The sequence below is a fragment of the Ramlibacter sp. WS9 genome, assembly GCF_003797765.1.
Taxonomy (GTDB): domain Bacteria; phylum Pseudomonadota; class Gammaproteobacteria; order Burkholderiales; family Burkholderiaceae_C; genus Ramlibacter.
Window position 1 is genome coordinate 149586 of sequence record NZ_RKMB01000010.1, and the last position, 21510, is coordinate 171095.

Below are 21510 nucleotides of genomic sequence, written 5' to 3' on the forward strand. Positions count from 1 at the left end.
CGCGAGGGGAGCCACCGGGGACAACTCCAGCATGAGCAGTCCGCAGATTTCCAGCGTGCTTGGATACCAGGTCGCGCAAGCGTCAATCGCCACGCGGGGGCTGTTCGAGCGGTGCGTTGGCGAGCCCCTGCGACTGAGACCCATCGAATACACCATGCTCTGCCTGATTCATGGAAGCTCTGGCATCACGAGTGCGCAGATCGCCAGGTCGCTGGCCATGAGTCCTCCGAACATGGTGACCCGCGTGGTTCTGCTGGAAGAACGTGGATTCGTGGTCCGAAGAGCTTGCCAATCCGATCGCCGGGCGCACACACTCCATGCGACACCGGAAGGCTCACACATTTCTGGCGAAGCAACGCGCCGCTTGCTGGAGGGCGAACTGACCTTGTTTGATAACTTGACGAACGCAGAGCGGCTCTTGTTGGGCGAGCTCTTGAGCAAAATGGCTTCCCGCCGCCACGGTGACAGCTGATCGGTACAGGGTGTCGGGGCTCACAGAGCCAGGAGATTGATATGACGGATTCCATGCTGCACCCCCAAACTCGCGGGCTGCTCCGGCGAATAGAGGATGGAGGGGCGCCGCCTTTGCACGCGCTGGAACCCAATGAAGGGCGCGTCGCATATCGTGACCGAGGTGCGGCCACGCAGCCGTCGCCCCCGGCGGTGGCGCTGTCTCGTCAACTTGTGATGCCCGGGCCGGGCGGCCCCATGGCATTGCGCCTGTACCGGCCGGCCGGCGGCCAGGAGAACCAGGCCCTGCCCGCGCTCGTCTACTTTCATGGTGGCGGCTGGGTCGTCGGGGATCTGGACACCCATGACACCCTTTGCCGGGAACTGGCCAACGGCTCGGGCTGCGCCATCGTCGCGGTGCACTACCGCCTCGCGCCAGAGCATCGCTTTCCCGCCGCGGCAGACGATGCCCTTGCGGCGCTCAAGTGGGTCGCCGGGAATGCACCAGCGCTGTCGATCGATGCTGAACGGCTCGCGGTTGGCGGCGACAGTGCGGGGGGCAACCTCGCCGCCGTGACCGCGCTGGCCGCGCGGGAGGTCGGCGGACTGGGGTTGCGTTTCCAGTTGCTCATCTATCCGGTCACCGACATGCGCCGGGTTGCGCGATCGCATCAGGCGAATGGCCAGGGTTATCTGCTGACCAGCGATGCGTTGGCGTATTGCTGTGGCGAGTATGTGGGCGACGAGAAAGGGTTTCTGGACTGGAGAGCTTCTCCGTTGCTACACAAAGATCACTCGAACCTGCCCCCTGCGTTTGTGCTGACTGCCGGGTTTGACCCGCTGCGCGACGAAGGGGCCCAGTACGCGCAGCGGCTCTCCGAGGCAGGCAGCCGCGCCACCTTGATTTGCTTCGAGCGACAGGTCCATGGCTTCTTCACCATGGGCAAAGTCATCGATGAGGCTGGCGTCGCGGTGCAGCTTTGCGCGGCGCAGTTGAAAGCGGCGCTGCTGCCGCGCTGACTGCGAACCCAGTCTAAATTGACATCTGAACGCGCTTAAGAAAATGAGCCGACTATTCGAGCCCTGGTCGTTGAACAATTTGCGCATGCCCAACCGGATCGTCATTGCGCCGATGAGCCAGTACTCGGCCGAAGAGGGGTCTGCGACCGACTGGCACATGATTCACTTGGGCCATCTGGCCCTCTCGGGCGCCGGACTGATGATTCTTGAAGTGACCGCCGTGTCGCAACGTGGGCGCATTTCGGCGCAGGACCTGGGCCTGTACTCTGATGAGAACGAGGCGGCGCTGGCGCGCGTGCTCGGCGCTGTTCGAGCCCATTCCCCCATCGCGCTGGCTATCCAGCTCTCGCATGCTGGTCGCAAAGGGTCCAGCCGCGCCCCGTGGAACGGCGGCGTGCAGGTTCGGGCTCACGAAACGACTGGCTGGAGAACAGAAGCGCCCAGTGCCATTCCGCACGCAGAGGGGGACGACCTGCCCATGGCGCTGGACTCCGAAGGGTTGCGTCGCGTTCGCGATGAGTTCGTGGAGGCAACACGCCGCGCCGCGCGTTTGGGATTTGACGGAATCGAGGTGCATGGCGCGCACGGCTATCTGCTGCATCAGTTCTTGTCGCCCATAGCGAACAAGCGCGAAGACGCTTACGGCGGCAGCGTGGAGAACCGCATGCGCTTTCCATTGGAGGTGTTCGACGCCGTACGTGGCGCGTTTCCAGCCGAGAAGCCAGTTTGGATGCGTATCTCTGCGACCGACTGGGTGCCCGGTGGATGGGACATCGACGGGACGATAGCGCTGTCGCACGCGTTGAAGTCACGCGGCTGCGCCGCCATTCACGTTACCACCGGCGGTGTTTCACCTGCACAGGCCATCAAGCCCGGGCCGGGCTACCAAGTACCCTACGCGCAAAAGGTGAGGTCCGAAGTGGGGCTGCCTACGATAGCGGTGGGCATGATCACCGAGCCGGAGCAGGCAGAGGCGATCATCGCGAAGGGCGAAGCGGATGCCGTGTCTCTGGCCAGGGCGATGTTGTATGACCCGCGCTGGCCCTGGCACGCGGCCGCGAAACTTGGCGCGCATGTCCACGCCCCAAAACAGTATTGGCGTTCGCAGCCTCGGGAGCACGAGAACTTGTTCAGGATGAAGTGAGCTTCGGACAACGATAGGCTCGAGTGCCGTGAGGCGGAGGAGCCCCTCGCTCCCGACAATCGGCCCTCATTTCACCGGCCCACCCTCATGAAAACACTCGCTGCTATTTTCGCCCTCGCGCGGGGACTTGCATCTCCCTCGTTCGCCGCAGCCAAGGATTGGGGCGGTTTCGAAGTTGAAGCGCTCAAGAATCATCCGGACGGCAAGCCCGTCGTCATGCTGAATCTCATCAAGTTCCGCGCCAAGTCACTGGATGGCAACGGCACCGGCCTGGATGCCTACACCCGCTACACCGCGGTGGCCATCCCCATGACGCTGCAGCGCGGCGGCAAAACGATTTGGCTAGGCAAGGTGGACCATTCTGTGCTGAACCAGGGCAGCGACGTCAATTGGGATGTGGCTTTCGTGGTGGAGTATCCGAGCCGTGCGGCATTCATCGACATGGTCACGCACAAGGACTACCGGAAGGCCAATCTCGATCGCGAGAACGGCGTCGAAAAGCAGATCGTTCTGGCCAACACCACGGCGGGGATATCGATGGTTCAGTCCCAGCCGGCGACCCCTGGCACGGGCGCAACCACAGCACCGTGATGGCCGAAGGCCCCTTCGGCGCTTCAATCACTTCACCGACGAGTACCTGTGGTGCCAGCAGCCGGCGGATCGCTGCGCGCGTACAACCCAGCGAGGACACCGCGCAGCCACTGGTGTCCAGGGTCCGTGGCCTGCCTGGCATGCCAGTGTTGCTTGACCGGGTAGCTCGGCACTTTGAACGGCAGTTCCAGCAGCTTCACGCTGCCGCCCGCGGCCATCAGCACGCCGGCGCGCCGCGGTAGGGTACATAGGTAGTCGGTCGCGCCGATGATCGTCGCCAGACCCAGGAAGCTCGGAATCCGTACGCTGACGCGCCGGCGCACTTTCAGCCGCTCGAGGGTCCGGTCAAGCAGTTGGTGCCCCGTGCCCGAAGTCGCCACGACCGCGTGCGACTCGAGTTCATATTGCCGGCGAGTGATGCCCTCGCCCACCCGGGGATGGCCGCGCCGCGCGAGGCAGACAAACTCTTCTTCGAACAGCAACTGCTGGAAAAACTGCTTCTCCAGAGAAGTCACGAAGCCGACGGCGAGGTCCAGCTCGCCCGCTTCGAGCGACTTGTGGATTTGCATGTCGATCGTGCTGACCTCCACCCGCACGTGCGCAGCGACCTCGTTCAGGCGATTAAGCAGCATGGGCAGGATCACGGTCTGGCCCACGTCGGTCATGCTGATCCGGAAAACACGGTCCGAATCGGCGGGCACGAACTGCAGCCGGTAAGACATCGCCGCCTGCATTGCGACGATGGCATCGCGCACGGTCGACGCCACTCCCTGCGCCAGCGCGGTGGCCTCCATGCCCGCTGCCGTGCGGACGAACAACGGGTCGTTGAAGTGCGTCCGGAGCCGTCCGAGCGCCAGGCTTGCGCCGGGTTGCGACATTCCAAGCCGCTCGCCGGCCCGCGACAGGCTGCCCGTCTTGAACACCTCATCGAAGAGCAAGAGCAGGCGCAGATCGATGTTTTCCATTTCGAATCCTTATGCCAGCTATACGAACCATTTTATTGGCTTATCGGTCTGCGGCCTCTAGATTCAGGGCATCCGAATCCTTAGGAGACACTTTTGAAGATCTGCCGCTTTGATGACAACCGCCTGGGAGTGCTGGACGGCGACGACGTGCTGGACGTCAGCACCGTGCTCGAGCAACTTCCGGCCTGCCGCTACCCCTTGCCTCGTCACGACTTGCTGGTCGCCGAGCTGCAGCGGCTTGCGCCCGCCATCGAAGCCGCGAAGCCGCATGCCAGGCGCATTCCTGTGAACACCGTGCGGCTGCTGTCGCCGGTCGCCAACCCCGGCAAGATCGTTGCGGCGCCGGTGAACTACACCAAACACCTGCAAGAGGTGCTTGGCGACGCCAACCTGCACCACGACAACCAGATCAACCACATCGAACGCGCGGGCCTGTTTCTCAAGGCCGTGAGCTCGCTGGAGGGCATGAGCCGCGGCGTGGAACTGTGCCACCCCGAACGCCGAAGCGACCCGGAACTGGAACTCGTCGCGGTGATCGGACGCACCTGCAAGAACGCCAGCGCCGCCGATGCGCTAGGTTACGTGGCCGGCTACTGCGTTGGCCTCGACATGACGATCCGCGGTCCCGAGGAACGCAGCTTCCGCAAGTCGCCCGACACCTATTGCGTGCTCGGCCCTTGCCTGGTGACGGCGGACGAACTGCCCGACGCCGGCGCGCTCGACATGACGCTGCACGTCAACGGCGAAATCCGCCAGCGCGCCAACAGCCGTGACCTGATCCTCGGCGTTCCGCAACTGATCGCGCTGGCGTCCAGCTTCTACACGCTGCATCCCGGTGACCTGATCTACACCGGAACGGCCGAAGGCGTCGCGGCAATCAAAGCGGGCGACCGGATGCTGGCCCACATCGATCGGATCGGCACGCTCGACGTCCGCATTCTGGAGCAAGCCCAATGAACGCTGTCGCCTCTGCCTCGTCACCGGTGCTCGTGGCTGGCGGCGGTATCGGCGGCCTGGCGGCCGCCCTGGCGCTGACTCGCCAGGGCTTTGATGTCAAAGTTCTCGAGCAGGCAGTGCAACTCGGCGAGATTGGCGCCGGCATTCAGCTGGGTCCCAATGCGTTCGCGGCATTCGACGCGCTCGGCGTGGGCGATGCGGCGCGCAGCCGGTCCGTCATCACCGACGAGCTCCTGCTTCTCGACGCGATCGACGAGACCTCGGTCGTGCGCGTGCCCACAGGCCGGGAATTCCAGGATCGCTTCGGCAACCCCTATGCGGTGATCCACCGGGCCGACGTGCACAAGTTGCTGCTGGAAGGCGCCGAGCGCACGGGGCGGGTCGAGCTTGGAACGGGGGTGACAGTGGTGCGAGTGGAGCAAGACGACACGGGTGTCACCGTTCATGACAGCCAGGGCCGCACGCATCGCGGCATCGCGCTGATCGGAGCCGACGGCGTCAAGTCGGCCGTTCGCCGGCAGTACGTCGGCGACGAAGCGCGCGTTTCCGGGCACGTGGTTTACCGCGCGGTCGTCGACAAGAAGGACTTTCCGGCCGAACTGCAGTGGAACGCCGCCAGCATCTGGGTGGGGCCGGACTGCCACCTGGTGCACTACCCGCTGCGCGGCGGCGAACAGTACAACGTGGTCGTCACCTTCCACAGCCGCGAGAAGGAGGAGTGGAGCGTGCGCGAAGGCAGCCGCGACGAAGTGCAGAGCTACTTCGACGGCATCTGCGCCAAGGCCCGGCAGCTGATCGACCTGCCGCGGGACTGGAAGCGCTGGGCCACCGCCGACCGCCACCCGATCTCGCAGTGGGTCTTCGGGCGCGCCGCGCTGCTCGGCGACGCCGCCCACGCCACGCTGCAATATCTTGCCCAGGGCGCCTGCATGGCGCTTGAGGACGCCGTGACGCTTGGCGAGGCGCTGCGTGCCAGCGACAACGACTTCACGCGGGCGTTCGCGCTGTACCAACGCTCGCGCACGGTTCGCACCGCACGCGTCGTGCTGTCGGCGCGCGAGATGGGCCACATCTTTCATGCCAAGGGCCTGGAAAGGCTGGTGCGCAACGAGCTGTGGAAGGGCCGGTCACCGGCGCGCCTGTTCGACGCGATGGAATGGCTGTACGACTGGAACGCAGGCAACTGCCTGCAAGAAAGGCGCGTATGACCGAGTTAGGCCGACTGGAGGACTTGCCCGCGGACTACCGCGAGGCCCTCGCCCGGCAGAACCTGGTGCCGCTGTGGCCCAGCCTGCGCGCCTTGCTGCCGCCCGACAAGCCGCAGTTGCGCACGCAGCCGACGCACTGGTCCTACAAGGCCCTGCGGCCGCTCTTGATGCGGGCGGGCGAGCTCACGCCGATGGAGAAGGCCGAGCGCCGGGTGCTGGTGTTGGCCAATCCCGGCCACAGCCTGGAAAAGATGCAGGCCAGCGCGGCCATCTACGCAGGGATGCAATTGCTGCTGCCGGGAGAATGGGCGCCCGCGCATCGCCACACGCCCAATGCCGTGCGCATGATCGTCGAGGGCGACGGCGCCTACACGACGGTGGACGGCGAGCGGCTGCCGATGAGCCGCGGCGACCTGATCCTCACGCCGAATGGCCTGTGGCACGAGCATGGCCACGAAGGCAGCCAGCCGGTCGTGTGGCTCGACGTGCTCGACGTGCCGATCGTGTACTACCTCGAGGCCAGCTACCACATCGACGGCCCGCGCCAGGCGGCACAGCCCGAACAAGCCGTGTACCGCAGTGCCGGCATCGTCCCCACGCCGTTCTTCGAGCGTCGACAGCGCGACTATCCGATGCTGCGCTACCCATGGGCGCAAGCCCGTGCCGCTCTGGAAACCCTGGCCGCGGCCGAGCCCGGCCAGGAACCGGTCCAGATCGCCTACGTCAACCCGGAGACCGGGGCCGATGCCCTGGCCATTCTGGGCTTCTACGCGCTGATGCTGCGGCCCGGCCAACGGCTTGAGCTGCCGGTGCGCTCGCCCGCGGCGGTCTTCCATCTGATCGAAGGATCGGCGCAGGCGCAGATCGGGCCGCAGCGGTTTGTGCTGCGCGAAGCCGACACCTGCTGCGCGCCGGGCTTTACCGCCGTGACGCTGGCCAACGAATCGACCGACGCGCCCGCCTTTCTGTTCATTGCCGACGAGACACCGCTGCACCGCAAGCTCGGTTTGTACGAGCGCCGAAACCCTTAACCAGGAGACTTCCAACATGACCCGACCTTCCACCCTGCTGCTGGCCGCTATTGCGCTGAGCGCTGGCCCGCTGGCCTTCGCGGCCGACGCGTTCCCCAGCAAGCCGATCACCATCGTCACACCGTTCTCCGCGGGCAGCGGCCCCGACGCAGTGTTGCGGCTGATCGCCGACAAGCTGGGCAAGACCTGGAACCAACGCGTGCTCATCGAGAACAAGCCCGGCGCCGGCGGCTTCATCGCCATCGACACGGCCAGGCGCGCAGCGCCCGACGGCTACACGCTGCTGCAGCTCGACAGCGAGCACCTTGGCGCGCTGCCGCACCTGTACAAGGCTCGCGGCTTCGAGCCGCTCAAGACCTTCGAGCCGGTCGCCGCGCTGTTTCGCACGCCGTTTCTCGTGGCGGTTCCGACCGACTCGAAGTGGAAGTCGATGGGCGACCTGGTGGCCGGCGCCAAAGGCCTGCCAGGCGGGGTGAGCTTCGGCTCCTGGGGCGTGGGCAGTCCGGGGCACCTGGGCGCCGAACAGTTGGAAGTGCTGACTGGCGTGCAAATGCTGCATGCCCCCTACCGCGAGGTGTCGCAGCTGTACACGTCGGTCGCGTCAGGCGAGCTCGCCTGGGCGTTCGCGACCATCCCGTCGAGCCAGGGTCTCTACAAGGCGGGCAAGCTGCGTTATCTGGCGGTCGCGGCGGGCAAGCGCATCCCCCAGATGCCCGACGTGCCGACAGTTGCCGAGGCCGGCGGACCTGCCGGGCTGGAGGTGAACTCGTTCGCCGTGCTGGTGGCGCCGCGCGCCCTGCCGGCGGACGTGCGCGCCAAGATCAACGCCGACGTGCAGAAGGCAATGGCCGACCCGGAGGTGACGTCGCGTTTCGAAGCCTTCGCATTCGAAGCGCTCTCGTGGTCGCCCCAGGAGATCGAGCGCCAGGCGTCACTGAAGTCGCGCACCTACGCAGAGCTCGTGAGACGCAAGAACATCACGCTCGATTGAGAGCAGACTGGGGTAAACACTTGGTCCATATGAGCGATCGATGTCCATCGGGTCGCCAGTAGATTGTGGGCAGACCGCTACCTACCGGAGACAAGATGGACCCAGTTGCCGAAATAGAGCGCCGCCCGGCCGCAGCGACCGGTGCGAGCGGCCACCCTGAACTCGTTGCCCGACGTCCGCCGTCTGCCCCCATGCTCACCGACATTGCCTGCTGCGCCGCGATGCTCCTGACGGGTCTGGCCGGGTGGGCCTTGCTTCTCGATCGGGTCTGTCAGGTTGCCGGCGTCCGGTAACCCAGCGATCCAATCACTTCCCGCGCCCCGTCTGCCGACAGAACCAAAACTGAACCGAAAGAATTGAACATGAGCACAAACCGTGGAGTCGCTTACGTCAAGCAGGGCGTCGTCGAAGTGCAAGGCATCGAATTCCCCGAGCTGGTGGACCCGCGTGGACGCACGATCAACCATGGCGTGATTCTGAAAGTCGTATCGACGAACATCTGCGGCTCGGACCAGCACATGGTGCGCGGCCGCACCACGGCGCCGGCCGGGTTGATCCTCGGACACGAAATCACGGGCGAGGTGATTGAACTTGGCCGCGATGTCGAGACGCTGCGCAAAGGCGATCTGGTGTCGGTTCCGTTCAACGTGGCCTGCGGCCGATGCCGCACCTGCAAGGAACAGCACACCGGTGTGTGCCTGACAGTGAATCCGGCGCGCGCCGGAGGCGCTTACGGCTACGTGGACAAGGGTGGATGGGTCGGTGGGCAGGCTGAGTACGTGCTGGTGCCCTACGCCGACTTCAACCTGCTGAAGTTCCCGGACCGTGAACAGGCGCTGGCGAAGATCCGCGACTTGACCTGCCTGTCGGACATCCTGCCCACCGGCTATCACGGGGCCGTGACCGCTGGTGTCGGTCCCGGCAGCACTGTCTATGTGGCGGGCGCGGGTCCGGTGGGCCTGGCCGCTGCTGCCTCGGCGCAGTTGCTGGGAGCGGCCGCGGTCATCGTGGGTGACGTCAACCCGGCGCGACTGGCGCACGCGCGCAGCGTCGGGTTTCTCACGGCTGACCTGTCGCAGGACGCGGCGCTTGCGGACCAGATCGAACAGATCCTCGGCGTGCCCGAGGTCGACTGCGCCATCGATGCGGTGGGCTTCGAGGCGCGCGGGCATGGTCACGAAGGCTCGCAACACGAGGCGCCGGCGACCGTACTGAATTCTCTGATGGAAGTCACCCGAGCATCCGGCAAAATCGGCATCCCGGGCCTGTACGTCACGGACGATCCGGGCGCGGTGGACGAATCGGCCAAGCGCGGCGCGCTGAGCGTGCGGCTCGGCCTGGGCTGGGCCAAGTCGCACAGCTTCTTCACGGGCCAGACTCCCGTCATGAAATACAACCGTGCCCTGATGCAGGCCATTCTTTGGGACCGCATCAAGATCGCGCATATCGTGGGTGTGGAAGTGATCTCGCTGGACGACGCACCCCGGGGCTACGCCCAGTTCGACTCGGGCGTGGCTAAGAAATTTGTGATCGATCCGCACGGCATGCTCGCAAAGGCCACCTGACCTTTAGTTACCCAGGCCGCGCATGAACTCGGCTGGCCGCTTGCGCACGCTCACAGCGCGGGCTGTGAGCGTCGACGGCGACCCAGTCCACGAAGTGGCAACCGGGGGCTCAGGCCACAACGACGCTGTCAGCGAATGCCAGGCGCGGTCCACGCGGACGGTTGCCCGATGGATCACCCCAGCCGAGATTGACCAGGAAGTTGGCCTTCCAGCGCCCATCGGGAAAGAACGCCTCGTTCAGCACGGCCGGGTTGAAACCGCTCATCGGCCCGGCGGCCAAACCGAGTGCGCGGGCTGCAATGATCAGGTAGGCGCCTTGCAGGGCGCTGTTGCGGGTCGCGGTGTCCGCACTCAGTCCCGCGTTGTTGGCGAACATGTCGCGCGCGCCGGGGTTGGCGGGAAACTGCGTGGGCATGTGCTCGAAAAATGCAGTGTCGTAGGCGACGATGGCCACCACAGGCGCCGCCATCGTCTTCTCGACGTTGTTGGGCATCAGTGCCGGCTTGAGCTTTTCCCTGGCCTCGGCGGTGCGCACAAAGACCACGCGGCCGGGCTGCGTGTTCATGGACGTCGGGCCCCACTTGTACAGGTCGTATAGCTGGTGCAGCATGTCGTCGCCGACCGGGTCGGACGTGAACTTGTTGAAAGTGCGCGCTGCCAGAAAAATCTGATCCAGGGCGGCCGAGTCGAGAGCTTTGGTCATGTTGCAGGTGGTTGCGGGTTAGGGCGCGGTATGCGCCGTTTCAGAACATGGTGTTGGTGTTGGCGGCCTGCTCGGGCACAGGCTGAATCACGTCCCAATGCTCGGCGATGCGGCCGCCTTCAACGCGAAAAATGTCGACGATGGCTGAAACGCGCCCGTCCGGACCGGGCGCGCGTACGTGCAGCCACACCAGGTCGCCGTCGGCGGCGACGCGTCGAATGTCTACCTGGGTCTTGGGTGCGCCCGCGAAGATCTTCTCGAACAATAGCCGCACGGGCGCGCGCCCAGTGGGCACCATCGGGTTGTGCTGGATGTAGCCTTCAGCCAGATATCGGTCGATCGCGGAAACGTCTTTGTCGCCGAATAACTGCTGGTAAAACCGCAGCACCAGTTCCTTGTTCTGGGTGGCCTGGGCGTCGCCGGCAAACGCGGGCGCGGCGCACAAGGCCAAGACCAGCGCCAGGGCGCCGCTCGACAGTCGTTTCATTGCTCTGCTTCTGATAACAATGGTTTCTTGCATGATCAGTCTCTTGCTGTTGCGATCGACAACTCGATCTGGTCCACGTAAATGCTTTCGGTTTCGATCGCGATCCCACGCTCGGCACTGCCGTATTGCGGATGGGACACGCGCAGCGTGAAAGCGCCGCTGCCGGGGGCCACTGCGTCGAACTTGAAATCGCCAAAGGCGTCTGTCAGCGCGCTGGCCGCAGCCGTGCCTGACGGCAGCAGCTCCACCTGGGCGCCTTCCACGCACTCGATGCGCCCGTCGATCGCGGCGGTAACGCTGCCGCCGATGAAGCAGTGGTCGGCACGATGCAGGTTCTTGTAGTACACCCGCGGCTTCGATCCGATCTCGGGCTTGAGTGTTCGCAGCCCCTCGGCCTGCACGCGCTGCGCCATGTGCGCGTCACTCAACTTCGCGGCTTCGATTGCCTGGGTCGGGCACACGGCCATACAACGCGGGGCCGCCGCGCCCGTGTCCAGCAGATGCGCGTCGAAGAACCAGTTCTGCGGCAACTGCTCCTGCGCGTTCCAGACGATGGCTCCGTAGGGGCAGGCGTCCACCAGGTCGCGCCGGCCGCGCGCCATGATGGGATCGATGATGACGATGCCATCGTCTCGCTTCCTGACCGACCCGTCGCTGCCTGCTTTCACGCAGGGCGCGTCGTCGCAGTGGTTGCACATCGTCGGCACATAGGCCGCGTCTACCATGGGCGTGACGCCGCGCACCGTGCGCTCGATATGGATCACGCCACGACCCTGGGGTGCATGGGGTGCCGAATAACCGGGAAAGTCGTTGCCCACCAGTTCGTCCTTGGCGGCCACGACGCAGTTGCCGCAGTTGTGGCACTCGGCTACGTCGATGATGAGGTTCCACTTCATGCCGGGACTCCCATGGGAACGTCGGCCGGCGCTGCAGCGGCCGCCGGCGGCTGCACCGCCCACGGCTGCACCGCCCACGGCTGCACCTGCACCATGCAGGAATTGGGCGCCATGCTGTGCGTTCCCTGCATCTGCGAGCGTGACGAGGTCAGCGTATTCATGCTGCCGCCGATGTCGACGGTCTCGCCATTGATCTGGACCGGCGTGTACTCCGCGCTGGACTCGAAGGACTTGACCACACCGGACACCACCATGCCGGAGACGTCAGCCGCGCAGATCACCGCGCCGCGATCGTTGAACACCTTGACCAGGCTGTGGTGTGCGATGCCGCGCGTGGCGGCGTCGTGTGCATTCATGCGCAGCAACCAGTAGTAGTGGCCACCGACGCACACGCGGTGGTCCTGGATGTCGTTGATGAAGCTGCCCTTGCCATCCACGTTGGTGTGAAAGCTGTAGCGCGAGTGCGTGGCGATCATCTGCAGCGGAAAGCGGGTGGCCATCTCGCTGCGCGGACCTTCCCACGAGGGGATGTAGCGGTTGAGCACCGGCCGCTCGGGGTTGTGCGGGTCGGAGCGTTTCAGCGTTTCGGGCATGAACTCCAGCTTGCCGCTGGGTGTCTGCAGGCCCTTGCCGAACTCGGCCGAATACTGCGATGGCAGGGGTATGGCCTCGGCGATGTCCTTGGGCCGGTCTTCGGCAAACCAGCGGAACTGCGCCGCCGGTCGCATGGCCGGGTCTTCGGCCGGCACGACGTAGTAGCCCCGCTTGCAGAACTCTTTCCACGAGATGCGCTTGGCCGCGTCGGACGAATCGAAAACGCGCTTGGCCCAGTCCAGCTCGCTGCAGCCTTCGGTGAACATGGCGCCCAGCCCCAGGCGCGTGAGGATGTCGGTGAAGATCTGATAGTCGGACTTGGATTCGCCCAGGGGCTCGATGCATTTGTGCTGCAGCGCGATGACGCGGTGGTTCACGCTGTTGAAGCCGTGCGGCAGGTAGCCGCCGCCCGAACACCATTCGCCGATGTCGAAGCGCTCGAACTGCGTGCACGACGGCAAGATCACGTCGGCGAACTGCGCCTCGCCCTCCATCCAGATCGACTGGTTCACCACGAACTCGATACTCTCGTGGCGGTAGGCATCGACCATGCGGTTCGATTCGGTGAGCGTGCTGAACCAGGAGCCGCCGTACTTGTAGATCATGTGAACGCGCGGGTAGCCCGGCATGGGGTACTCGAAGGGCGCGAACTGGATCTCGGTGGCGATGCCGTCCCACAGGTAGCCGGTGGCCCTGCCCTGGATGATGGCTTCTGGAAACTTCTGCTTCGGGATCAATTGCCGCACCGGATTCACGGTAATGACGTGCGGCATCTTTTGGTAATTGTTGACGGCGTTGCCGTTCCATTGCAGGTCGCCCGAGATGCCGCCGTCGGCGTAGCCTGGGAAGTAGAACTCGTGGTCGACCGGCGCGCCGGCTCCCAGGTTGCCCATGTTGACGCCCGGCTTGCCCAGGCCCTGCATCGCCATCATCATGACCATGCAGCGCGCCCATTGCGCGCCGGTCGCGCCGCGGCCCGCGCCACCGAATCCACCGCCGGCCGCGCCCGCCGACAGGTAGGTCTTCTTGCCGCCCCATAGCCGCGCCAGGGCACGCACATCCTTGGCCGGCACGCCGGTTTCCGGCTCCTGCCACTCGGGCGTCTTGGCGACGCCGTCGTCCACGCCCAGCAGATGGTCGCGCCACTCACCGAAGCCGGTGGTCCGGCTTTCGACATAGGCCTTGTCATACAAGCCCTCGACAACCCAGACCTGCATGATCGCCAGCGCCAGCGCCGCATCGGTGCCGGGCTTGATCGGAATCCAGCGCCCGCCCAGCCACTGCGCCGTGGGGTTGAAGTGCGGATCGATGTGGACGAACTCCATGCCGAGATCACGCGCCCATTGCCGGCGCTGCGTGCCCTCGTGGCCGTCATACGCCGAGTGTGTGCTTTCGGGGTCGCTCGACCAGAACACCATGACTTCGGCGTTCTGCAGGCAGTCCTCGATGAGGCCGTAGCTACCGGCCACGCCCACGCGCTGGGCCTGGCCCCAATGGTGCATGGCGCCCCAGTACCAGCCTTCCCAGCTGTCGGGGTTGGCCGCCACCCGCGTGAAGCCGACCAGGTTGCCGAAGCGCAGCAGCGAACTCAGGTAGTAGCCGACGTTGCCCCATTGGTGGTGCGAACCGTGGCTGATCGTCATCGAGCCGGCGCCATGCACCTGGCGCTGTCGCAGGATCTCCTTCGTGACGATATCCAGCGCTTCGTCCCAGCCGATGCGCACGTAGCCGCTCTTGCCGCGGTTCTGGGGGTTGCGTTCGCCATTGGGATCGAAGTCGACCCGCTTCATCGGGTGCAGGATGCGCTTGTCGGAGTACACGGCGGATTTGAGCGCCAGCGCGTGCGGCGCGACCGTGGCCACGCGGCGCGGCGTGAAGCGCCGGCCCCGCGCGAGGATGGTCCAGCTCGCGGCATCGCTGCCATCCAGCTCGATGGGGGTGAGCCGGACAATGCGGCCGTCCTTCACATGCACGAACAGGGGGCCGCCGTTGGTCAGCATGGTGTAGCGCGTGCAGCCATCGGGCATGCCCGTTCCCATCTTCAGCCCCGAGGTCTGCGACAGGTTCATCAGCTGCATGAACCACACGCACAAATCGTCCGGCCCGATGACCATGACTTTGAAGTTCTTGGCGGCGTGGACGACTTCGCCCATGTCCGGGTTGGGCCGCATCATGGTGAGCGCCGTGTCCACGTCCTTGAACACCATGCGCATGGCCGGATTGGGATGCAGCCCCGCCGCCGACTTGACCTTACCCCCGGTGATGGTGAAGTGCCGGCCGATGCTGCCGTCCTTCAGCTGAATCTGCACCACCGCATCCCGGCGCTTGAGGAAGGCACGGAACGCCGGGCGGCGCGCCGCCTTGTTCAGCATGGGCGCCAGGGCGAGCAGGATGGTGCGGAAGATGGTGCGCTTCATCACAGTTTCACGCGGGCTCGACGGCGACCGTGTTCTCGATATGTCCCAGCTTGTCGATCTCGACACGGACCACATCGCCCGGCTGCAGGAACTTGCCCAGCGCGATGCCGACGTTGGCGCAGGTTCCGGTGGCGATCAGGTCGCCGGGCTCCAGCGTCATCACCTGCGAGAGGTGGTGGATTTGCTGCCAGATGTTGTAGATCATGCCGCCGGTGCTGGCCTGCTGGCGCAGCTCTCCATTGACCCAGAGCTTCATGTCCAGGGCGTGCGGATCGGCAATCTCGTCGGCCGTTGTGATCCAGGGGCCGATGGGGCCGTGCGAGTCGAAGGACTTGCCCAGCGTGAAGGTGGGACTCTGGAACTGCCAGCTCCGACCTGTGACATCGTTGGCCACGAAGTAGCCGCCCACCACAGAGCGGGCATCTTCCTCGCTGACGTAGCGGCAGCGCTTGCCGATCACCACGCCCATCTCGGCTTCGTAGTCCATCTTGTCCTCCACACGCGGCTTGTAGATGGGGTCGTAGGGGCCGGTGATGCAGCTGACCTGCTTGTTGAACCAGAGCTGGTTCTTCGGAATGGCAATGCCGGCGCGGGCAGCTTCTTCGGCGTGGTCGTGGTAGTTCATGCCGATGGCCAGGTACTTCTGCGCGTCGGGGATGGGCGCAAGCAGGCGCACGTCCTTCAGCGGCACAGCGGCTGACGATTGCTCCAGCGCGAGGTCGAGCCGGTTGAGCAGCGCCTGGCCGCCCGCGAGCAGCTCGCGGATGGTGGCGGGCGCGGCCGCGTCGAGGTGGGCGATGGCGACAACGCTGTCTGCGCGAATGACGCCGATGCGCGTTTCACCTTGGTATGTATAGCGGGCAAGTTTCATGGAGTCCTCAGGAAAAGAATTCGGGTGTCAGCGGCGGGGCCCACTGCCGCAGTTCGTCGTTGCTGATGGGCGCGTGGCCCACCGGCGTGTGGTCGTTGACCAGGTCGCCGTCGGTCCAGTGTTCGATCTTGTTGCCGAACGGATCGCGCCAGTAGTCGAAGATCTGGCTGCCCTGGATGTGGCGGCCAATGCCCCAGGCATGCGCGTAGCCCTTGGCGCGCAGGTACTCGCCGCCCTGCGCGACGTCGTCCAGATCAAGCACCTCGAAGGCAGCGTGGTCGAAGCGCGCCTGGCCGTCCGGCGAGGTGATCAGCGCCACTGTGTGGTGATCGGTCCAGTCGTCGCCCAGCCCGCAGTGCATGAAGGCGGCGATGGTGTTGCCCTCCGCCCCCGCCCAGTAGGTGTCGGAGGCCCGCAGGCCCAGCAGGTCGCGGTAGAAGGCCTGCGATGCGTTGAAGTCAGGCACCAGCACGGCGATGTGCCCGAGGCGCATCACCGATGAGGGTTGGGGCTTGAGCCGGATGGCCTGGCCGAAGCGCTTGCGCCCGCTGGCCGGGTTGGCCGCCAATGGCTCGCGCACGGGGAGGGGCGCATGCTCGGCCTGGCCGTGGATCACGTCGACCTGGAAGCCGGCGGGGTCCTGCAAGCGCACGCGCTTGCCGCCGCCGGGCTCGGGGTTGTCCTCGACCTTCACGCCCAGGTGCGAAGCCAGCTGGTCCAGGTCGGTGGCGCTACGCGCGAGCAGCCCGAAGCCCAGCGGCCTGTTGCTCTCGCCCAGCTCGCTGATGTGCGAATGGCGCAGAGACCCGGCCGTGCGCATGTACAGCGCGCTGGCCGTTCGGTCGGCCCGCTGCAGGCCGAAGTCGCTGAGGAAGGTTTCCATGGCGGCCAGGTCGGTGACCTGGTAGCGCACGAAGGCAATGTCCTTGACGGTGATCATGGGGATAGCTCCTGAATGAATGGTTAGCGGCGGAAGCGGCCTTCTGGCGTGACGATGGCCATCTCGACGAAGCGTGAGCCGCGCCGGTCGCCGCCTTCGAACTGGACGCGGTAGCCGCCGGCATCGAACGGCTTCGCTTCAAGGGCGGCGATCAGGCCGCGCCGCGTCGGATCGCGGCCGCAGCGGCGCAGCGCTTCGGCCAGGAAGCGGGCGTAGATGAAGCCTTCGAGCCCCGCATAGCTGGGCTGCAGCCCAGGGCCGGACTCGGCCAGCAGCCGCTGGTAGTCGGCGACAACCGGCAGCGACGCCGTGAACGGATGCGGGACCACTTGCGACACCACCACGCCGGCCAGCTCACCCGCCGGGCCGCCACCCGCCAGCAATTGGGCTCCGGCTTCACTGGTGACGTAGAACTGGGGCTGGCAGCCGCTGGCCCGCGCTGCGCGGATGGTCGCCATCGCATTGCGGGCGTCGAGCACGAGCACCAGGGCGAGCGGCTTGCTGCCGCAGGCTGTCTTGACGGCTTGCGCGATGGCCGCGGCTCCGCCGGCCGGCGGCATGCGCACCAGCGCCGTGGGCCTCAAGGCAAGGCGCGCCAGCTCGGTGCGGATGCCGTCGAGCCCGGCACGGCCGAGGGCGTCGTCCTGGGCGATGATGGCCACCTCGCTCAGGCCTACCGCGTCCAGCTGCAGCACCATGGCCGCGGCCTCTTCGCGCGCGCCGGCGCGCAGGTTGAACACGAGCCGCCGCGGCGGCTCGCGCAAGGTTTCGGCACTGCTCGCCACGCCGACCAGCGGTACGCCTTCCTGTTCCACCAGCGGCAGCACGGCTTCGATGGCGCCCGCCCCGTGGTAGCCGGTAAGCGCCAGCACGCCCGCCTGCAGCAGTGCACGTGTGTTCGCCAGCGCCCGCGCCGGATCACCGGCGTCGTCCTTGACCAGCAGCTCGATCTCGCGCCCGCCCAGGCCACCGGCGGCATTGGCCTGCGCGAATCCCAGCTTCAGGCCGCGTTGCAGCTCGGTGCCATAGGCCGAGAGCGGGCCGGTCAGCGGCGCGGACATGCCCAGGGAAATCTTCTGGGCCGTGACGCCGGGCTCCGCCGTTGCCGGCAGGGCCGCACATCCCGCCAGCGCGCACAGCATGCATGCGACCCGCCGGTTCCAGGTTGCAAGCCGGTTCATGCTGCTGCCTCTGCCTTGGTTCGCGGCGAAACCAGTTCGGCCGTGGGCTCACCGGCGGTTGTGGGTTTCAGCAGGAAGTGCGCCAACGCGGGGAGCAGCACCAGCGCGCCCAGCATGTTCCACAGGAACATGAAAGCCAGCAGGATGCCCATATCGGCCTGGAACTTGATGGGGCTGGCGACCCAGGTGATGACGCCGATCGCCAGCGTCACGCCGGTGAGCATCACGACCTTGCCCGTGAACAGCAGCGCCCGGTAGTACGCCTGCGACAGGCTCATGCCTTCGCGCATCCGCGCCATCATCACCGACAAGATGTACAGCGCATAGTCCACGCCGATGCCCACGCCCAGAGCGATCACCGGCAATGTGGCCACCTTCACGCCCATGCCCAGCGCCACCATCAGCGCCTCGGCCAGGATGGAGGTCAGCACCAGTGGCAGTACCGCTACCAGGACCGCGCGCCACGAGCGGAACGCGATGAAGGCCAGCAGCACCACGGCGGAGTACACGAGCCACAGCATCTTGCGCCAGGCTTCTTTCACCACGATGTTGGTCGCGGCCTCGATGCCGGCCGAGCCGGCTGCCAAGAGGAACTGCGCGTCGGGCGTGTCATTTGCCTTGGCGAAAGCCTGCACGTGGTCGACCACGCGGGAAAGCGTCCCGGCGCGATGGTCCTGCAAGTAAACGTAGATGGTCAGCAGGCTGCAGGCGTCGTTGTACAGTCCGCGCGGCGCGTTGGCCGTGATGGAGTTGACCATGTCCTGGCTGGGCAGCATCTCGTACCACTTGGGGTTGCCCTCGTTCAGGCCGGTCAGCACCCGGCGGTTCAGCAGCGCCAGCGTGTTGGTGGATTCCACGCCTTCCAGCTGGCGCAGTTGCCATTCGAGCGCGTCCACCTTCTGCACCGTTGCGAGCCGGGAGCATTCGCCCGGCCGTGACTGCACCATCACGGCCAGCACGTCGCTCGATGCGCCGTAAGCGGCGTTGAGGAAGCCGACGTCGCGGTTGTAGCGGCTGTCTGGCCGCAGCTCGGGCGCGCCGGGATCCAGGTCACCGATCGACAGCCGGGTGCTGACAGCGGCACCGGCCACCAGCAGCACGGCGGCACAGCCGACGGTGGCCGCGGCCCAGCGGCGCTGCGTGAAGCCGTCAAGGAAGGCCCACACGGCGTGCTTGGCCTGGCCTTGCGCCTGCGCCTCTTCCGCCCTCAGGCTGCGGCGGGCAGCGTCCGCGCTGACGCCGGTGTACGACAGCAGGATGGGCAGCAGGATCAGGTTGGTGAACACCAGAACGGCGACGCCGGTTGAAGCCGCCACCGCCAGTTCACGGATCGCCTGGATGTCGATCACCAGCAGCACCGCGAAGCCCACCGCGTCGGCCAGAAGGGCCGTGAGCCCAGCCAGGAACAGCCGCCGGAACGTGAAGCGCGCGGCCACCAGCTTGTGCATGCCGCGGCCCACGTCCTGCATGATGCCGTTCATCTTCTGCGCGCCGTGGCTCATGCCGATGGCGAACACCAGGAAGGGCACGAGTATCGAATAGGGATCGAGCGAAAAGCCCAGCAAGGGCAGCAGGCCGAGCTGCCACACCACGGCGACCAGCGAGACCGCCACGACCAACGTGGTGGAACGCACGCAGCGCGTGTACCAGTACACCATGGCCGCGGCGATGGCCACCGCCAGCGCGAAGAACGCGAGCAGGAAGCGCACTCCGTCGATCAGGTCGCCCACCAGCTTGGCGAAGCCGGTGACGTGGACCTTGACGCCCCGCGCCTCGTACTTGTCGCGCAGCTGTTCCAGCGTCTGCGCAAACCTGGCGTAGTCGAGCGGCGCGCCCTTGTCGTCCTTCGCCAGAAGCGGCACGAAGATGACACTGGATTTCGCGTCCAGTGCGACGAGCTGGCCGATCTCGCCCGAGCGCGCGATGTTGGCCGCCAGCTTGCCCAGGCTCTCGGGCGAGCCGTCGTAGCCGTCCGGGATCACGGGGCCGCCCTCCAGCCCGTCCTCGGTCACACCAGTCCAGCGGGTCGAGGGCGTCCACACGCTCTTGACACCCTGGCGCCAGACGCCGGGCAAGAGGAACACCTCGTCGCTGAGCTTGCGCAAAGTCTCCAGGTAGGCCGCGTCGTAGATCGTGCCCTTGGGGTTCTCCACCGCGATGCGCACGGCATTGCCCAGACCCTGCAGCTGCGCTTGGCGCGCGAGGAAATTGGCGATGAATGGGTGGCTGGTGGGGATGGTCTTCTCGAAGCTCGCGGCCAGGCGCAGCCCCATGGCTTGCCAGCCGAGCAGCACGGTGACCAGCAGGCACAGCACAATGACCACCGCGCGGTGGTTGAAGAGCGCTCGCTCCAGCGCCGAGCCGGAAGAAGTGTCGAAACTGGCGAGTGTCATTTCGCTGCTCCTGCGGTGGCGGATGCCGCGGCCACGCGCGATACGCCCGCGGCACCCACGACAAGGAAGTCGCCGTTATCCAGCGCCAGAACGTCGGCCAGGCCGGGCACGGGCGCGCTGTTCAAGGCGGTTAGCGCGCCGCCGGCGGAGGCGCTCAGCACCTGCCCGGCCTGGTTGGCCAGCAGCACGCCGCCACTGGCCAGCGGCAGCGCTGCCACAAAAGACACCGGGGCCGGGCTGTCTAGCCGCTGCCAGCTCTGGCCCTGGTCCGCGGAGACGAACGCGTTCCCGCGCAGGCCCGCGGCCAGCAGCCGGCCGTCGGGCCACAGGCCCAGGGTGAACCAGCTACCGGTGTAGGGGCTGGGTAGGTTGCGAAAGCTGCGGCCGCCGTCGTCGGAGCGCGCCAGCAGGCCCTGCTCACCCGCCAGCACGATGGACGTGCCGCGGCCGCGAATCGCGTACAGATGCAGGCCCTTGGGGTTGTCCAGGCGCTCCATCGCGCTCTTCCAGTTGCGCCCGCCATCGGCCGTCTCGAACAGCAGCCCGTACGCGCCGACCACGAAGCCATGCGACGCGTCCGCGAACCACAGGTCCAGCAAGGGCTTGTCCGCGCCTTGCTCCAACAGCTGCTGTGCCGCCTGAAGCTGGCGCATGGCAGTTGCGTCCTGCGGCGCTTGCCGCAAGCGCTCCTGGGCCGCTTCCAGAGCGATGCGAGCCAGCGCGGCCCCATCGATCAGGCGCGTCCAGGTTTCGCCGCCATCGGCCGTGTGGAGCACCACACCACCGTGCCCGACCGTCCAGCCCAGCTTCGGGTCGACGAAGCGCATGGCTGTGAGCGTGACCGCAACCGGCACACTGCGCGCCTGGCGCCACCGGTGCCCGCCATCGTCCGACAGCACCACGATGCCGCGCTCGCCCACGGCAACGATGCGCTGGCCGGCCTGGGCTGCAGACAGGAGCACGGCCCGCTGCGGCGCGCGCGCCTTCAGCGCCGGCTGCCCCAGCGCCGGGAACAGGGCGGGTGCGGCCTGCGCCGAGCAGGCCATGATGGCCCATGCGGCGGCCCAAGGCAGTGCCTTCATTCTTTTCATGGGGTGTCCGGCCAG

At 66.3% G+C, this 21510-nt stretch carries 18 protein-coding genes and 1 pseudogene; 9 read left to right on the forward strand and 10 right to left on the reverse strand.

The annotated features are described in order from the left end of the window. Nucleotides 1–31: 31 nt before the first annotated feature. The 4 genes and pseudogenes from EEB15_RS16760 to EEB15_RS16775 all read left to right on the forward strand — a co-directional run bounded on the left by EEB15_RS16760 (nucleotide 32) and on the right by EEB15_RS16775 (nucleotide 3205). A complete protein-coding gene (locus tag EEB15_RS16760) occupies nucleotides 32–472 on the forward strand; it encodes a MarR family winged helix-turn-helix transcriptional regulator (protein ID WP_141511013.1) in 441 nt (146 codons plus the stop codon). A gap of 53 nt (nucleotides 473–525) precedes the next feature. Beyond that, nucleotides 526–1470 (forward strand): alpha/beta hydrolase, encoded by a 945-nt coding sequence (locus tag EEB15_RS16765; RefSeq protein ID WP_141511086.1) that lies wholly within the window; start codon nucleotides 526–528, stop codon nucleotides 1468–1470. Nucleotides 1471–1513: 43 nt separating this feature from the next. Next, nucleotides 1514–2631, forward strand: a pseudogene (locus tag EEB15_RS16770) (NADH:flavin oxidoreductase/NADH oxidase). A gap of 70 nt (nucleotides 2632–2701) precedes the next feature. Continuing rightward, nucleotides 2702–3205 (forward strand): DUF1330 domain-containing protein, encoded by a 504-nt coding sequence (locus EEB15_RS16775; protein WP_141511015.1) that lies wholly within the window; start codon nucleotides 2702–2704, stop codon nucleotides 3203–3205. Nucleotides 3206–3237: 32 nt separating this feature from the next. Here the strand turns inward: EEB15_RS16775 and EEB15_RS16780 are convergent, their stop codons facing one another. Then, complete coding sequence (locus EEB15_RS16780; RefSeq protein WP_141511016.1) at nucleotides 3238–4170, reverse strand: LysR family transcriptional regulator; 933 nt, start codon at nucleotides 4168–4170, stop codon at nucleotides 3238–3240. A 93-nt stretch (nucleotides 4171–4263) separates the two neighbouring features. Here EEB15_RS16780 and EEB15_RS16785 point away from each other — a divergent pair, with 93 nt between their 5' ends. The 5 genes from EEB15_RS16785 (at nucleotide 4264) to fdhA (ending at nucleotide 9922) form a co-directional block, all read left to right on the forward strand. Beyond that, entirely contained in the window at nucleotides 4264–5127 is an 864-nt protein-coding gene (locus EEB15_RS16785; protein WP_141511017.1) for a fumarylacetoacetate hydrolase family protein, read from the forward strand. Then, on the forward strand, nucleotides 5124–6335 hold the full coding sequence (locus EEB15_RS16790) for a 3-hydroxybenzoate 6-monooxygenase (RefSeq protein ID WP_141511018.1): 1212 nt from the start codon (nucleotides 5124–5126) through the stop codon (nucleotides 6333–6335). The genes EEB15_RS16785 and EEB15_RS16790 overlap by 4 nt, the downstream gene beginning before the upstream one ends. Next, nucleotides 6332–7366: a cupin domain-containing protein gene (locus tag EEB15_RS16795; protein ID WP_141511019.1), complete on the forward strand. Its 1035-nt coding sequence runs from the start codon at nucleotides 6332–6334 to the stop codon at nucleotides 7364–7366. The genes EEB15_RS16790 and EEB15_RS16795 overlap by 4 nt, the downstream gene beginning before the upstream one ends. A gap of 16 nt (nucleotides 7367–7382) precedes the next feature. Then, nucleotides 7383–8357 carry a tripartite tricarboxylate transporter substrate binding protein gene (locus tag EEB15_RS16800; RefSeq protein WP_141511020.1) on the forward strand — a complete coding sequence of 325 codons (975 nt, stop codon included), beginning with the start codon at nucleotides 7383–7385 and terminating at the stop codon, nucleotides 8355–8357. A gap of 362 nt (nucleotides 8358–8719) precedes the next feature. Then, nucleotides 8720–9922 (forward strand): formaldehyde dehydrogenase, glutathione-independent, encoded by a 1203-nt coding sequence (fdhA, locus tag EEB15_RS16805; protein WP_141511021.1) that lies wholly within the window; start codon nucleotides 8720–8722, stop codon nucleotides 9920–9922. A gap of 109 nt (nucleotides 9923–10031) precedes the next feature. On the opposite strand, the gene EEB15_RS16810 is transcribed toward fdhA, so the two are convergent. The 9 genes from EEB15_RS16810 to EEB15_RS16850 are packed head-to-tail and all read right to left on the reverse strand — an operon-like array spanning nucleotide 10032 to nucleotide 21495. Beyond that, the gene (locus EEB15_RS16810) at nucleotides 10032–10625 is read right to left on the reverse strand and encodes a malonic semialdehyde reductase (RefSeq protein ID WP_141511022.1); all 594 of its coding nucleotides are present in this window, start codon (nucleotides 10623–10625) and stop codon (nucleotides 10032–10034) included. 40 nt (nucleotides 10626–10665) lie between these two features. Then, nucleotides 10666–11112, reverse strand: coding sequence for a nuclear transport factor 2 family protein (locus tag EEB15_RS16815; RefSeq protein ID WP_141511023.1), 447 nt, complete (start codon nucleotides 11110–11112; stop codon nucleotides 10666–10668). 35 nt (nucleotides 11113–11147) lie between these two features. Then, entirely contained in the window at nucleotides 11148–12008 is an 861-nt protein-coding gene (locus tag EEB15_RS16820; RefSeq protein ID WP_141511024.1) for a 4Fe-4S dicluster domain-containing protein, read from the reverse strand. Beyond that, entirely contained in the window at nucleotides 12005–15019 is a 3015-nt protein-coding gene (locus EEB15_RS16825) for a molybdopterin-dependent oxidoreductase (protein ID WP_141511025.1), read from the reverse strand. The genes EEB15_RS16820 and EEB15_RS16825 overlap by 4 nt, the downstream gene beginning before the upstream one ends. A gap of 7 nt (nucleotides 15020–15026) precedes the next feature. Then, nucleotides 15027–15890 (reverse strand): fumarylacetoacetate hydrolase family protein, encoded by an 864-nt coding sequence (locus EEB15_RS16830; RefSeq protein WP_141511026.1) that lies wholly within the window; start codon nucleotides 15888–15890, stop codon nucleotides 15027–15029. 7 nt (nucleotides 15891–15897) lie between these two features. Further along, entirely contained in the window at nucleotides 15898–16830 is a 933-nt protein-coding gene (locus EEB15_RS16835) for a VOC family protein (RefSeq protein WP_141511027.1), read from the reverse strand. Between the two features lie 23 nt (nucleotides 16831–16853). Next, complete coding sequence (locus EEB15_RS16840; protein WP_141511028.1) at nucleotides 16854–18011, reverse strand: ABC transporter substrate-binding protein; 1158 nt, start codon at nucleotides 18009–18011, stop codon at nucleotides 16854–16856. Beyond that, a complete protein-coding gene (locus tag EEB15_RS16845) occupies nucleotides 18008–20404 on the reverse strand; it encodes an RND family transporter (protein ID WP_141511029.1) in 2397 nt (798 codons plus the stop codon). Before EEB15_RS16845 ends, EEB15_RS16840 begins: the two co-directional genes overlap by 4 nt. Beyond that, a complete protein-coding gene (locus EEB15_RS16850) occupies nucleotides 20401–21495 on the reverse strand; it encodes a YCF48-related protein (RefSeq protein ID WP_233259520.1) in 1095 nt (364 codons plus the stop codon). The genes EEB15_RS16845 and EEB15_RS16850 overlap by 4 nt, the downstream gene beginning before the upstream one ends. Nucleotides 21496–21510: the final 15 nt, after the last annotated feature.

Excerpts from the sequence above, each read along its gene's own strand:
- EEB15_RS16815 (WP_141511023.1), bottom strand. The coding sequence starts at position 11,112 with ATGAAACGACTGTCGAGCGGCGCCCTGGCGCTGGTCTTGGCCTTGTGC.
- EEB15_RS16830 (WP_141511026.1), bottom strand. The coding sequence starts at position 15,890 with ATGAAACTTGCCCGCTATACATACCAAGGTGAAACGCGCATCGGCGTC.
- fdhA (WP_141511021.1), top strand. The coding sequence starts at position 8,720 with ATGAGCACAAACCGTGGAGTCGCTTACGTCAAGCAGGGCGTCGTCGAA.
- EEB15_RS16800 (WP_141511020.1), top strand. The coding sequence starts at position 7,383 with ATGACCCGACCTTCCACCCTGCTGCTGGCCGCTATTGCGCTGAGCGCT.
- EEB15_RS16780 (WP_141511016.1), bottom strand. The coding sequence starts at position 4,170 with ATGGAAAACATCGATCTGCGCCTGCTCTTGCTCTTCGATGAGGTGTTC.
- EEB15_RS16775 (WP_141511015.1), top strand. The coding sequence starts at position 2,702 with ATGAAAACACTCGCTGCTATTTTCGCCCTCGCGCGGGGACTTGCATCT.
- EEB15_RS16835 (WP_141511027.1), bottom strand. The coding sequence starts at position 16,830 with ATGATCACCGTCAAGGACATTGCCTTCGTGCGCTACCAGGTCACCGAC.
- EEB15_RS16760 (WP_141511013.1), top strand. The coding sequence starts at position 32 with ATGAGCAGTCCGCAGATTTCCAGCGTGCTTGGATACCAGGTCGCGCAA.
- EEB15_RS16795 (WP_141511019.1), top strand. The coding sequence starts at position 6,332 with ATGACCGAGTTAGGCCGACTGGAGGACTTGCCCGCGGACTACCGCGAG.
- EEB15_RS16825 (WP_141511025.1), bottom strand. The coding sequence starts at position 15,019 with ATGAAGCGCACCATCTTCCGCACCATCCTGCTCGCCCTGGCGCCCATG.
- EEB15_RS16845 (WP_141511029.1), bottom strand. The coding sequence starts at position 20,404 with ATGACACTCGCCAGTTTCGACACTTCTTCCGGCTCGGCGCTGGAGCGA.
- EEB15_RS16765 (WP_141511086.1), top strand. The coding sequence starts at position 526 with ATGCTGCACCCCCAAACTCGCGGGCTGCTCCGGCGAATAGAGGATGGA.
- EEB15_RS16840 (WP_141511028.1), bottom strand. The coding sequence starts at position 18,011 with ATGAACCGGCTTGCAACCTGGAACCGGCGGGTCGCATGCATGCTGTGC.
- EEB15_RS16850 (WP_233259520.1), bottom strand. The coding sequence starts at position 21,495 with ATGAAAAGAATGAAGGCACTGCCTTGGGCCGCCGCATGGGCCATCATG.
- EEB15_RS16790 (WP_141511018.1), top strand. The coding sequence starts at position 5,124 with ATGAACGCTGTCGCCTCTGCCTCGTCACCGGTGCTCGTGGCTGGCGGC.
- EEB15_RS16810 (WP_141511022.1), bottom strand. The coding sequence starts at position 10,625 with ATGACCAAAGCTCTCGACTCGGCCGCCCTGGATCAGATTTTTCTGGCA.
- EEB15_RS16820 (WP_141511024.1), bottom strand. The coding sequence starts at position 12,008 with ATGAAGTGGAACCTCATCATCGACGTAGCCGAGTGCCACAACTGCGGC.